The organism is Sodalis sp. (in: enterobacteria) (assembly GCF_051710625.1).
GTDB lineage: Bacteria > Pseudomonadota > Gammaproteobacteria > Enterobacterales > Enterobacteriaceae > JBPESN01.
This window is the reverse complement of the sequence record NZ_JBPESN010000064.1, coordinates 1-12,895: the sequence shown is the minus strand read 5'-3', so window position 1 is coordinate 12,895 and position 12,895 is coordinate 1. Positions and strand designations below refer to the sequence as shown.

8 protein-coding genes, 1 tRNA gene and 6 pseudogenes are annotated in these 12,895 nt (G+C 53.9%); 9 read left to right on the top strand and 6 right to left on the bottom strand.

Annotation, left to right across the window (positions count from 1 at the left end):
- The 5 genes and pseudogenes from ACTBDU_RS13225 to hemW form a co-directional block, all read left to right on the top strand.
- A partial coding sequence (locus ACTBDU_RS13225; protein WP_438806776.1) for a pyrroline-5-carboxylate reductase dimerization domain-containing protein occupies positions 1-248 on the top strand: 248 nt, incomplete at its 5' end.
- A 52-nt stretch (positions 249-300) separates the two neighbouring features.
- Positions 301-855 carry a YggT family protein gene (locus tag ACTBDU_RS13220; protein ID WP_438806775.1) on the top strand — a complete coding sequence of 185 codons (555 nt, stop codon included), beginning with the start codon at positions 301-303 and terminating at the stop codon, positions 853-855.
- A pseudogene (locus tag ACTBDU_RS13215) lies at positions 852-1,145 on the top strand (DUF167 domain-containing protein). The gene ACTBDU_RS13220 and the pseudogene ACTBDU_RS13215 overlap by 4 nt, the downstream one beginning before the upstream one ends.
- 60 nt (positions 1,146-1,205) lie before the next feature.
- Positions 1,206-1,799, top strand: coding sequence for an RdgB/HAM1 family non-canonical purine NTP pyrophosphatase (rdgB, locus tag ACTBDU_RS13210; RefSeq protein WP_438806774.1), 594 nt, complete (start codon positions 1,206-1,208; stop codon positions 1,797-1,799).
- Positions 1,792-2,711 (top strand): annotated as a pseudogene (gene hemW, locus ACTBDU_RS13205) (radical SAM family heme chaperone HemW); the annotation flags it as partial. The gene rdgB and the pseudogene hemW, both read left to right, overlap by 8 nt.
- Before the next feature lie 10 nt (positions 2,712-2,721).
- Here hemW and ACTBDU_RS13200 read toward each other — a convergent pair.
- The 3 genes and pseudogenes from ACTBDU_RS13200 to trmB all read right to left on the bottom strand — a co-directional run bounded on the left by ACTBDU_RS13200 (position 2,722) and on the right by trmB (position 5,131).
- Positions 2,722-3,880 (bottom strand): annotated as a pseudogene (locus ACTBDU_RS13200) (IS3 family transposase).
- A 74-nt stretch (positions 3,881-3,954) separates the two neighbouring features.
- Positions 3,955-4,395 (bottom strand): annotated as a pseudogene (locus tag ACTBDU_RS13195) (DUF2884 family protein); the annotation flags it as partial.
- Between the two features lie 16 nt (positions 4,396-4,411).
- A complete protein-coding gene (gene trmB / locus ACTBDU_RS13190; RefSeq protein ID WP_438806773.1) occupies positions 4,412-5,131 on the bottom strand; it encodes a tRNA (guanosine(46)-N7)-methyltransferase TrmB in 720 nt (239 codons plus the stop codon).
- A 169-nt stretch (positions 5,132-5,300) separates the two neighbouring features.
- On the opposite strand from trmB, the gene mutY reads away from it, so the two are divergent.
- The 3 genes from mutY to mltC are packed head-to-tail and all read left to right on the top strand — an operon-like array spanning position 5,301 to position 7,795.
- On the top strand, positions 5,301-6,392 hold the full coding sequence (gene mutY, locus ACTBDU_RS13185) for an A/G-specific adenine glycosylase (protein WP_438806778.1): 1,092 nt from the start codon (positions 5,301-5,303) through the stop codon (positions 6,390-6,392).
- Complete coding sequence (locus tag ACTBDU_RS13180; protein WP_438806772.1) at positions 6,392-6,664, top strand: oxidative damage protection protein; 273 nt, start codon at positions 6,392-6,394, stop codon at positions 6,662-6,664. Before mutY ends, ACTBDU_RS13180 begins: the two co-directional genes overlap by 1 nt.
- 57 nt (positions 6,665-6,721) lie before the next feature.
- Positions 6,722-7,795, top strand: a complete 1,074-nt coding sequence (gene mltC, locus ACTBDU_RS13175) for a membrane-bound lytic murein transglycosylase MltC (RefSeq protein WP_438806777.1) — start codon at positions 6,722-6,724, stop codon at positions 7,793-7,795.
- Between the two features lie 157 nt (positions 7,796-7,952).
- Here the strand turns inward: mltC and speC are convergent.
- Together speC and ACTBDU_RS13165 are read right to left on the bottom strand one after the other, a co-directional pair.
- A pseudogene (gene speC, locus ACTBDU_RS13170) lies at positions 7,953-9,283 on the bottom strand (ornithine decarboxylase); the annotation flags it as partial.
- Positions 9,240-10,467 (bottom strand): annotated as a pseudogene (locus ACTBDU_RS13165) (IS3 family transposase). The pseudogenes speC and ACTBDU_RS13165, both read right to left, overlap by 44 nt.
- A 744-nt stretch (positions 10,468-11,211) precedes the next feature.
- On the opposite strand from ACTBDU_RS13165, the gene ACTBDU_RS13160 reads away from it, so the two are divergent.
- Positions 11,212-11,287, top strand: a tRNA-Phe gene (locus ACTBDU_RS13160).
- Positions 11,288-12,618: 1,331 nt separating this feature from the next.
- Here the strand turns inward: ACTBDU_RS13160 and ACTBDU_RS13155 are convergent.
- On the bottom strand, positions 12,619-12,895 hold a 277-nt coding region (locus ACTBDU_RS13155; protein ID WP_438806771.1), incomplete at its 5' end, for an integrase core domain-containing protein.

Sequence of the window (12,895 nt, the reverse complement as noted above, 5' to 3'; positions counted from 1 at the left end):
GCACGGGCTATTGTTTTCGTTTAAAGCACCCCCCGCCCCGGGGTGGTGCCTCGGTGGCCTGGGCGGCGGCGCTGGCCACGGAGGCAGGGGATACCCCCTTCGCCACACTGCGGCAAAATATGACCTCGAAAGGAGGCACCACCGCCGCGGCGTTGCAGGGTTTCGAGCAGCAGCAGTTGCACCGTACTGTCGCCAGCGCCATGCAAGCGGCGGTCGCGCGCGCCGAAAAGATGGAAAAATTATTCTGAGTATTGTCGCCGATGCGGCGCTTATTAACCTGATTAAGGACATTACCTTCTTATGCTGACGCTGACGTTTTTGGTCAAAACGCTAATCGATCTCTATATTATGGTGGTGCTGCTGCGCATCTGGATGCAGTGGACGCGCTGCGACTTTTATAATTCTTTTTCGCAATTTATCGTCAAAATCACCCAACCGGTAATCGGGCCGCGGCGCCGGCTTATTCCCGCCGTCGGGCTGCTGGACACCGCCTCGCTGCTGTTGGCATTTATTTTGGTGATGGTTAAATTCCCGCTGCTGACGCTGATTGAGATGCACGTCCTGATCCTCGATCCCATTTACTTGCTGGTCGGCCTGCTGGCGCTGTTGAAAGCGGCCGGCGAACTGGTGTTCTGGGTGGTGATCATTCGCTCATTGCTTAGTTGGGTCAGCCAGGAACGCAGCCCGATGGACGTGGTACTTTATCAATTAAGCGAACCGCTGATGTACCCTATCCGCCGCATTCTGCCGGCCATGGGCGGCATCGATTTTTCGGCGATGATCGTGATCCTTATCCTGTACGCCCTGAATTACCTTGGCATGGATTTGTTTCCGGGAATTTGGTATCGCCTGTGATCGGCGTTTGGCGCGAGGGCGACGCGCTGGTGCTGCGGCTGTATATTCAGCCCAGGGCCAGCAGCGGCCATATCGCCGGCGCCCACGGCGATGAAATCAAGGTCGCCATCACGGCGGCGCCGGTGGACGGCCAGGCGAACAGCCATTTAATTCGTTTCTTGACGAAATAATTTGGTGTGGCAAAAAGCCGGGTGATCCTTGAAAAAGGGGAACTGAGGCGCCATAAACAGCTCAGAATCGACCAGCCCCGGCAGTTGCCCGAAATCATTGCGCGACTGCTGGACGCCTGACCCTCCTGAATAAATGCCTGCGGTGACACCGTGCGGCGCACGATAATGATGGTTATTCCTATGCAAAAAGTAGTCCTGGCCACCGGCAACGCCGGTAAAGTACGCGAACTCGCCGGCGAGCTGGCGGATTTCGGTATGGAGATAGTGGCGCAGAGCGCGCTGGGTGTAACATCGGTGGAAGAAACCGGTCTGACGTTTATTGAAAACGCGCTGATAAAGGCCCGTCACGCGGCCCGGGTCACCGGCCTGCCGGCCATCGCTGATGATTCAGGCTTAGCGGTGGATGCGCTTGCCGGCGCACCGGGCATTTACTCGGCCCGTTATGCGGGCGAGCAGGCCAGCGACCAGCAGAATCTGGACAAGCTGCTGGCGGCGCTGGCCTCGGTGCCGGACGGCCTGCGCGCCGCGCAATTTCATTGCGTATTGGTCTATCTGCGCCATGCCGACGATCCGACGCCGCTGGTGTGCCACGGCAGCTGGGCCGGCGTCATCGCCCACCAGCCCTCCGGCGCCGGCGGTTTCGGCTACGATCCCGTCTTCCTGCTGCCTGAACAAGGCCGCACCGCCGCTATGCTCTGCGCGCAAGAAAAGCAGGCGCTTTCCCACCGCGGTTGGGCGCTGGCTGGCCTGCTGGATGCGCTGCGCCATGCCTAATTTGCCGCTGCTCAGCCCGCACCTGCATATCCCCTGGTGTGTGCAAAAATGCCCTTACTGCGGTTTCAATTCCCATGCGCTAAAGAGCGAAGTACCGCATCAGAAATATGTCGATCATCTGCTGGCGGATTTGGATCATGACCTATCGCTGACATCGGGTCGCACCGTCAATACCCTGTTTATCGGCGGCGGCACCCCCAGCCTGCTTTCGGCCAGCGCCATGCAGTCGCTGCTTGACGGCGTCCGGCGCCAGCGGCAAGCGCTGGCGCCGGACGCTGAAATCACCATGGAAGCCAATCCGGGCACGGTCGAGGCGGATCGTTTCGCGGGCTACCACTGGCGGGGATCAACCATATTTCCATCGGCGTACAAAGCTTCGCGGCAGATAAGCTAGCCCGCCTTGGCCGCATTCATGGCGCGGAGGAGGCCCGACGCGCGGCGCGGTTAGCGGCGTCACTGGGCCTGCGCAGTTTTAATCTTGATTTGATGCACAGTCTGCCGGATCAGTCGCTTGCGGGCGCGCTTGATGATTTGACCGAGGCGATTGCCCTGGCGCCGCCACATCTCTCCTGGTATCAATTAACCATTAAGCCGAATACGTTATTTGGCTCGCGGCCGCCGGCGCTGACGGATGATGATGCGATCTGGGACATCTACCAGCGTGGCGACACGCTGCTGAAAGCGGCGGGTTACCGCCAGTATAAAACCTCCACCTACGCCTGCCCCGGCTTCCAGTGCCGCCATAATCTCAACTATTGGCGCTTTAGCGATTACCTTGGCATCGGCTGCGGCGCCAACGGCAAGCTGACCCAGCTGGACGGCACGGTATTACGCACGGTGAAAACCCGCCGTCCGCGCGGTTATATGCAGGGCAATTATCTGGCTAACCGCTATTCGGTGGCGCCGGCTGAGTTTGTAGTGGTCAACTAAAACTGGCCACCGCGTTAGCGTTTTTCCAGTATCTATTTTCTGATTCGTTTGGTGGTAACCCGCCGTTATATTCATGCGGCCTGAGTGCGCTGTAATATTTCACGATATAGTCGGTAATTCCATAAGCTGTTTCGCTGAAGCTGTTGTAACCCTTTGTCGGCACCCATTCAGCCTCCAGGCTGCGGAAGAACCGCTTCATCGGACTGTTATCCCAGCAGTTACCTCGCCGACTCATGCTTTGTTTGATCTGGTAACGCCACAGCAACTGTCAGAACTACCTGCTTGTATAGTGGCTACCCCGATCGCTGTGGAACATCACTCCGGCTGGTTTACCACGCGTTTCCCATGCCATTTCCAGTGCTTTGATGATCAGCCTGCTGTCCGGGGAGAACGACATAGCCCAGTCCACCGGTTTCCTTGCGAACAGATCAAGAACAACCGCAAGGTATGCCCAGCGTTTCCCGGTCCAGATATACGTCACATCCCCGCACCATAGCTGGTTTGGCTCCGTTACAGCGAACTGGCGCTCAAGATAATTCGGGATCGCAACATGCTCCTGACCGCCACGCTTATACCTGTGCGTCTGCTACTGACAACTGACCAGCCCCAGCTTTTTCATGAGCCTGCCTGCGAGCCAGCGCTCCATCCGGAAGCCTCTCTGGGTTGCCATGGTGGCGATACCTCTCGCGCCAGCGGCACCATGGCTGATACTGTGCAGTTCATGAACCTGACCGTTCGCCTGCCGTCCGGCCTGTCAGGACGAGTTTTCCAGTATTTGTAACTGCTGCGATGAACCCTGAACACGTGGCAGAGTGTGGCCACAGGATAATGCACTCTGAGTTTCCCGATTAACGAGAACTGTTCAGGGAGTCCGACATCAAGAGCGCTGTAGCCTTTTTTAATATTTCGTTTTTCATTTCAATGCGTTGTACCTTCTTCTTGAGCTCACGTATTTCGATTTGTTCCGGGGTTATGGGAGAGGCTTTTGGCGGTTTCCCCTCTCGCTCATCACGCAGTTGTTTTACCCATTTCGTCATCGTAGGAAGGTTGACGTCCATGGCTTTTGCTGCTGGCGCGGCGGTGTAATTTTGGTCGACAACCAGTTGAGCGGAATTGCGTTTGAATGCAGGACTAAAATTTCTTCTTTTCATTGGGGCACCCGTGTTGTTCTGAGGTGAGCATATCACCTCTGTTCAGGTGGCCAAATTCAGTGTGCCACTACATGCTCTACCTGACTCACGGCCTGATGATGGAAAGTGAGACCGTAGCTGCGATGCTCAATAATACGGTTCATCTGCTGCTTAAGCTGACTGTCCAGGGTGGTCAGCCGATTGCGCACATTACTGTCGCGGCCGAGCTGCTGCACGATAATCCTATCCAGCGCCTGACGGCCTTTTTCCAGATGCGCACGAGCGCCCTCGTCAATCCAGGGTAGATCCCGCCGCAGGGCGCTCTGATAAGCCTGGGCCTGCTGACGCTGCCCGGCGTCAAGTCGCACCGGCGTACCGGCACGCTGCACCTCTCCCGCCGGGGTAATGGTCAAGGTGCCGCCTTGACCTATTACCTGCACCGTCTGCGGCGCAACGATAATATCGTCCTGGGGTTTGACCGGGCACTGATACTCCGCCGGCGCCTGCCAGGCGGTCATGAGCAATAATCCGAGCATTGCTCCTGCCTATGGCTCAGCCCGTTTTGGCAAACATTAAATCCCAAACGCCATGACCTAATCGCTGACCGCGCTGTTCAAATTTGGTTAACGGGCGGCTCGCCGGACGCGGCACATAGTCGCCTGTAGAGGATAGATTACGGAAAAACGCGGCATCGGACACCACCACCAACATATGTTCGGCATAAGGTTGCCAATCGGTCGCCATATGGAAAACACCGCCGGCGGCGAGTTTGCGTCCGACCAGCTCGACAAACGGCGCCTGTATGATACGGCGTTTATTGTGCCGCGCTTTATGCCAGGGGTCAGGGAAATACAGCTGCACCAGCGCCAAAGACGCATCCGGGATCATCTGCTCCAGCACTTCCACCGCATCGTGACACATGACACGCAAGTTGCTGACGCCCGCTTCCTGCGCGCTGGTAAGGCAGGCGCCGACGCCCGGCAAGTGCACCTCAATTCCGATAAAATTCTGCTCGGGATGCGCCGCCGCCATGGTAACCAAAGATGCCCCCATGCCAAAACCAATCTCCAGCGTCACCGGCGCCACGCGGCCGAACAGCGCAGTAAGGTCGAGCGGCTGCGCCTGATAATCCGTTCCCATTGCCGGCCAAAGCGTATCCAGCGCATGCTGCTGCCCCTTGGTCAGATGGCCCTGTCGCCGGACAAAACTACGGATCCGCCGCAGCGCGCGTCCCTGTTCGTCGAATTCGGGGGAAATGACATTGTCGCTCATAAAGTTCCGCAATGTGAAAGTGGTTGGCAAAAGCGCATTATGCAAAGATAGCGCTGTTTAGCGAGCGCGCAACAGAGGAAAGTTCCTGTTTACAGGTTGTTCGCGCTATGCTGCAATCGCGCACTAGGATAATGATGCGGATTTTCGCCCACAGGTAATGATTTCACACATGACGCAAACGCCACCGTTCGCGCAACTCGTGCTGGATTGGTACCAGCAGTTCGGCCGCAAAACGCTGCCCTGGCAGTTGGAAAAAACGCCGTACAAGGTCTGGTTATCGGAAGTCATGCTGCAACAAACGCAAGTGATGACCGTCATCCCCTATTTCCAACGCTTCATGGCCAAATTTCCTACCGTCGGCCAACTCGCGGCGGCGCCGCTCGATGAAGTCTTGCATTTATGGACCGGCCTGGGCTATTACGCCCGCGCACGCAATCTGCATAAAGCGGCCCAGCTTATTAGCGAGCAACACAACGGCGAATTTCCAGAAGACTTTGACGCCATCTGCGCCCTGCCCGGCATTGGCCGCTCCACCGCAGGCGCCATATTGTCGCTGGCGCTGGACAGGCACTATCCTATTCTTGACGGTAACGTCAAACGGGTTCTCGCCCGCTATTATGCCATTGCCGGCTGGCCCGGGAAAAAAGAGGTGGAGCAGCGTCTGTGGCGGCACAGCGAACACATCACGCCGGCGCAGGGGGTAGCGCAATTCAATCAGGCCATGATGGATCTGGGCGCGATGGTGTGCACCCGCTCGCGGCCGAAATGCGAGTTTTGCTCGCTGCACCGCGGCTGCCAGGCCTACGCCGCCCATAGCTGCGCGAGCTATCCGGGCAAAAAACCGAAGCAGATCCTGCCGGAAAAAACCGCCTGGTTTCTGCTGCTGCAGGATGGCAACCGCGTGTGGCTTGAGCAACGCCCGCCGATGGGCCTGTGGGGTGGGTTGTTTTGTTTCCCGCAGTTTGCCGACCCGCAGGCACTGTCGCTCTGGCTAACCCAGCGCGGTTTGCCGGCCGGCCACTGTGAACAAATGACGGCGTTTCGCCATACCTTCAGCCATTTCCATCTGGATATTGTGCCGATGTGGCAGCAGGTCGGCACAACGAAACGCTGCATGGATGAAGGCAGCGGACTCTGGTATAACTTAGCCCAGCCGCCGGCGGTTGGACTGGCGGCGCCGGTCGAGCGTTTACTAAGCCAACTACGTCAGCGTCGACAAGCTGCTTTATTGCCAGCGGCTGCCAACAAAGAGGAAGAATGATGAGCAGAACGATTTACTGTACTTTTTTAAAACGTGAAGCCGAAGGGCAGGATTTCCAGTTTTACCCGGGGGAACTGGGTAAACGTATTTATGACAACATTTCTAAAGAAGCCTGGGCGCAATGGCAGACCAAGCAAACGATGCTTATAAACGAAAAAAAACTCAGCATGATGAATGTCGCCGATCGTAAGGTGCTGGAGCAGGAGATGATCAATTTCCTGTTTGAAGGTCAGGATGTGCATATCCAGGGGTATACCCCGTCGAGCGAATAACGCCTTTCCGGGGTGCCTGGCGCCCCGGAAATTTCCAGTCCTGACACGGCCCGTAACATGAAGAAAATATTACCTTTAGTGATCATTGCCCCGTTATTGATCTCCTGTTCCAACAGTAAAAACAATGCCAAAAATGAAGCCTACATAAAAGACACTAACGGTTTCGATATTTTGATGGGGCAGTTCGCCCACAACATTGAAAATCTTTGGGGGCTGAATGAAGTTCTGATTGCCGGGCCGAAAGACTACGTAAAATATACCGATCAATACGAAACCCGCAGCCACATCAATTTTGATGGCGGTACCATTACCGTCGAAACCATCGCCGGCGACAACCCCAGCGCGTATCTGCGCCAGGCCATCATCAGTACGCTATTAATGGGTAACGATTTCGGCACGATCGATCTTTACTCGGATACAAACGATATTCCTATCAGCAAAGAGGCTTTCCTCTATGGTCAGGTGCTGGATAATAACGGTGAGCCGATCCGCTGGGAGTGGCGCGCCGCGCTTTTTGCCGATTATCTGCTGCAAACCCGTTTACAAACCCGTACCACTGGCCTGCGGCAAATTTGGTCCATCACTATTCAGCTGGTGCCGAACCACGTGGACAAACGCGCCCATAAATACCTGGGCATGGTGCGCAAAGCCTCGCAGCAGTATGGCGTCGATCAATCGCTGATCCTGGCGATTATGCAGACGGAATCGAGCTTCAACCCCTATGCGGTGAGCCACGCCGACGCGCTGGGTCTCATGCAGGTGGTGCAGCACAGCGCGGGACGCGACGTGTTTAAAATGAAGGGCAAACGGGGCCAGCCGAGCCGCAGCTACCTGTTTGACCCGGAAAATAATATCGATACCGGCACCGCCTATCTGGCGATGCTGCAAAACAGCTATCTGGGCAGCATCGTCAATCCGACATCGCGGCGTTATGCGGTGATCACCGCCTATAACGGCGGCCCCGGCAGCGTGCTACGGGTCTTCTCGCACGATCAAAACCGAGCGTTCCAGATAATTAACGGCATGCCGCCGGATCAGGTTTATCAAACGCTGTCCACGCAGCATCCGGCGGCGGAATCGCGCTGCTACTTGCATAAAGTGAATAATCTGCAAAAGAACTACCGGCGCTGACGGCGGCGGACGACATCGGCGCGCGCGGCGCGCTGATATCGCCACCTCAACGCCCTATGTCCAAACGCGGGAGGGACCCTCGACCAAGACCGGCAGAGGTGCAACTATCGCGCGCGTTCCGTCGGGGAAGTTGGCGGCATACGGCTAACCGTAGCCTTTAGCGGCAGACCACATGGCCATACAGCCGCCGGGTGCCGCAGTCATCTTGCTGGACATACACCCCTTGCAGCTTCGGCTGGAAGCCCGGCAGCAGGTTCAACCCCTTTTCCAACGCCAGGAAATAGCGCCACGCCGACCCGCCCCAGACTTCGCCGGGCACAACGCACAGCACCCCCGGTGGATAAGGCAACGCCCCCTCGGCGACAATACGTCCCTCGGCCCGTGACAGAGGAACCAGCTCTATCTCGCCGCGCACCAAAACCATGTTATAGCCTCCTGCGGGTTCAGCGCCATACGCGGCAGATGGGGCTGGCGGAACATATCGTGCTGTAGCTGCTTGGCGTCAAAGCTGACATACAGGTTATCCATCTCTTGGCACAAACGGCGCAGGGTATAGTCTTGATAGCGACCGGGATATTTCTCGCAAATGCTGGGCAACACCGCTGTTAGCGGCGCATCTTGCTCAATATAGCGTTCAAACTGCTTGAGCACCTCCACCAACCGGCGCATCTTCGCCGCATCTTCGGCGGGGGTGAGCAGGAACAGCATGGCATTTAGATCGCATTTCTCCGGCACAATGCCGTTCTCGCGCAAATAGGTCGCCAGAATCGTGGCCGGAATACCAAACGCGGGGTATGGCGCCCGCTGGCGGCGTCGATTCCCGGCGTAGTCAGCAGCAGTTTACACGGATCGATAAAATACTGATCGCGGGTATAGCCATCAAAGCCATGCCAGCGATCGCCGGGAACAAAATTGAAGAAGCGCTTTATTATGCGCCATCTCCTCAGTGGTATGATCCTGCCAGCGCCGGCCGTCCACGCGGTCCGGCACGAACGGCTTAATGAGCTCGCACTCCGTCAAAAGCTGTTTGCGGGTTTCAATCCCAAGTTTGACGCACTCTATCCACATCCGACGGCCGCTGGCCCCTTCGTGGATCTTGGCGTTGATCTCAAAAGCCGCAAACAACGGATAAAACGGGCTGGTGGCCGCATGCAGCATATAGGCATTGTTGAACCGCTTATGATTGCAGAACTGCTTTTGCCCTTTGATGTGGGTGTCCTTTTTATGAATCTGCGAAGTTTGCAAAAACCCCGCCTGCTGTTTGTGCACCGATTGGGTGACAAAGATCCTCGGATCGTTTTCATTCAAATCGAGCAGCAGCGGCGAACACTGCTCCATCATGGGGATAAACTGCTCATACCCCACCCAGGCGGAGTCAAACAGGATGTAATCGCACAGATGACCGATTTTATCTACCACCTGCCGAGCGTTATAGATGGTGCCATCATAAGTACCCAGCTGGATCACCGCCAAACGGAACGGCCGCGCATTGTAGTGGCCAACTAAAACTGCCCACCGCGTTAGCGTTTTTCCAGTATCTATTTTCTGATTTGTTTGGTGGCAACCCACTGTTATATTCATGCGGCCTGAGTGCGCTGTAATATTCCACGATATAGTCGGTAATTTTATGAGCTGCTTCGCTGAAGCTTATTATGTAGCCTGTTACCGGTATCCACTCGTTTCTCAGACTTCTGAAGAAGCGCTCCATCGGACTGTTATCCCAACAGTTACCACGCCGACTCATGCTTTGTTTGATCCGGTAACGCCACAGCAACTGTCGGAACTGCCTGCTTGTATAGTGGCTACCCTGATCGCTGTGGAACATCACTTCGGCTGGTTTACCACGCGTTTCCCATGCCATTTCCAGTGCTTTGATGGTCAGTCTGCTGTCCGGGGGGAACGACATAGCCCAGCCCACCGGTTTCCTCGCGAACAGATCAAGAACAACCGCAAGGTATGCCCAGCGTTTCCCGGTCCAAATATACGTCACATCGCCGCACCATAGCTGGTTTGGCTCCGTTACAGCGAACAGGCGCTCAAGGATAATTCGGGATCGCAACATGCTCCTGACCGCCACGCTTATACCCTGTGCGGCGGCTGCTGACAACCGACCAGCCCCAGCTTTTTCATGAGCCTGCCTGCGAGCCAGCGCCCCATCCGGGGGCCTCTCTGGGTTGCCATGGTGGCGATACTTCTCGCGCCAGCGGCACCATGGCTGATACTGTGCAGTTTATGAACCTGACTGCGCAATACCGTTCGCCTGCCGTCTGGCCTGTCAGGACGACTTTTCCAGTATTTATAACTGCTGCGATGAACCCTGAACATGTGGCAGAGTGTGGCCACAGGATAATGCACTCTGAGTTTCCCGATTAACGAGAACTGTTCAGGGAGTCTGACATCAAGAGCGCTGTAGCCTTTTTTAATATTTCATTTTCCATTTCAATGCGTTGTACCTTCTTCTTGAGCTCACGTATTTCGATTTGTTCCGGGGTTATGGGAGAAACTTTTGGCGTTTTCCCCTGTCGCTCATCACGCAGTTATTTTACCCATTTCGTCATCGTAGAAAAGCCGACGTCCATGGCTTTTGCTGCTTGCGCGGCGGTGTAATTTTGGTCGACAACCAGTTGAGCGGATTCGCGTTTGAATTCAGAACTAAAATTTTTTCTTTTCATTGGTGCACCCGTGTTGTTCTGAGGTGCGCATATCACCTCTGTTCAGGTGGCCAAATTCAGTGTGCCACTACAATTTTTAACAAAGTCATATCACCGATGCCCTAAGGTAAGGATGAGTCGATGTGCCTGAGCACGCAATGGGAGAGCAAACGCGTCCCGCACCCGATGCCGGCCATACTTTCCCGGCAAAGGAAAGCGCAACGTAATGGAGAGACAGGAATCAGCAGCAACAAATAGACACCAGTAAAAGCAGAGCCGGACGTCTGTTCTTACTAATGCCTAACAGTGAGCCTAAGAGCTCTCAGCGCATGGTGATGACGGACGAATACGCGCGGTAGAGAAAATGCGGGCAGGATATCTGCATCACTGGACAAGGCTGCCCCGTGACCAGACGCGGCGACAGTGCTGAATGCATAGAGGCGGCTTCCTGTGATCTTCTGCGTAATAAGAAGTGATGAAAAATTTGCGCAATAATTGCATGTTTCCCCGCCGGGTTCAAGAAAAAATCCCCCAAGCGCGATAATACGTCATATTATTAACTTTAATAACAATTAAGTTAATAGTTATATTTAGTTAACTTATTAAATAACTAAATATTACGCCGCTCCTTTGCCGGCGCCCTGCCCTCACCGGCAAAGAGGTACCTTGGACGCCCTCGCGGCTGCCTGAAAACGCAGCAAACGCACCGCAAAGATAAATTAGGCGTTGACGCCATGCGATCAATACGGTTTAATGCGCACCGTTGCCCGGATAGCTCAGTTGGCAGAGCAAGGGATTGAAAATCCCCGTGTCCTTGGTTCGATTCCGAGTTCGGGCACCATCTTCCCCCTACTCGTCTCCCCTTATACATTTCTACAGTATTAATATTCAATCAGTTAGGCGATAACCTCCCATAACGCTTTTGTTTTATTTTCCCGTATCCGGCGAAAAGGTAAACCAATGACGTTACCGGGCGAACGCGTCAGCATCTGAGCAAAATAATGTGCTTGATGCCGTAGTCGGGCGTGGTCGCCTATCCCTCGCTTAGTTACCGGCTGGCGCCGTGACGCCGGTGATAACCCAACACTCCCTCGCCCATGCGCTTAAACGTTTGTAGGAACCCCTGTAAAATTAATAGCGAAAACAGTCGGAGGCGTATCCTCAAAGAGCTGGCGTTGACCCCTACGGTTTTTTGCAAACCGTACTTGGCTCTTTTCGCTGGGCCGTGTTGAACCTACGGGCGCAGTTTACCCCCAACCCTCGCCGCATGAGCCGTAAAAGGGCGATGTTTAAATTAGGTGCACAGATGAAAAAGGAACATCCAGTACTGCCGCCACAGCAGACCTGCATCTTTTTGAAACAGATTTAAGTGAGTTATGGCCTGACGATATTGGGTTTGCCCGGTGGGCATGCGTTGAATGCCATGAATGCGTGGACAGCGCCGATCAATGTCAACATTATTAATACTCATTACGAATAAAACAAAGTTGAGAAAAGCGTACTCAGGCATCGACAACGATAAACAGCAGCGGCGGGATGTAAGAATAGCGAGGTTGGTTCCAAGTTAGCCATAATATTTCTCCCCAATGACACATCAGCCAATTATCTTACTGGATAGGGTGGTATGCTGGTCGGCAGCCGCAATTGCAAAAATCTTACAACATCCATAGAAATTTGATTCTAAATTAATAACACGATTAGTGTAATATTAGCTGTGCTTTTTTATCGATTACTCAACAAGGGGCTGCATAGTGCTAAGGAGGTTTTTATCAGCGATAATCATGTGACAACTCATTTCTACAGAAAAATATTTTTATTTCTGCGCAAACCACCATAAATAATCTCTAGATTTAACTGATTAACGGTCTTGATTATGGAATTTACAATCGGCACTCCTTTGACATATGTACTTTTAGCATTATTTTTTGACATTACTAATAGCAAAACAACAAATAAGGCATTGTATTTATTAAAAATTGGCCCCTTTCTATTTAATATTTATATTTATCTCTGTGAGAAAGGTTTTGATTTTTCCCCTATCACAAAGCATGAAGTACAGGGCTTTTTTACTCATCATTCGTTACCATGCTCATTGCAATAATTGCGTTTTTAATATATTGTTTTATCAAAAATAGGAATTGATTGATGCTTAATTGTTCAAAAGTGTAGTGGTCAACTAAAACTGGCCACCGCATTAGCGTTTTCCCAGTATCTGTTTTCTGATTCGTTTGGTGGCAACCCACCGTTATATTCATACGGCCTGAGTGCGCTGTAATATCCCACGATATAGTCAGTAATTTCATAAGCTGTTTCGCTGAAGCTGTTGTAACCCTTTGTCGGCACCCATTCTGTCTTCAGGCTGCGGAAGAAGCGCTCCATCGGACTGTTATCCCAACAGTTACCCCGCCGACTCATGCTTTGTTTGATCCGGTAACGCCACAGCAACTGT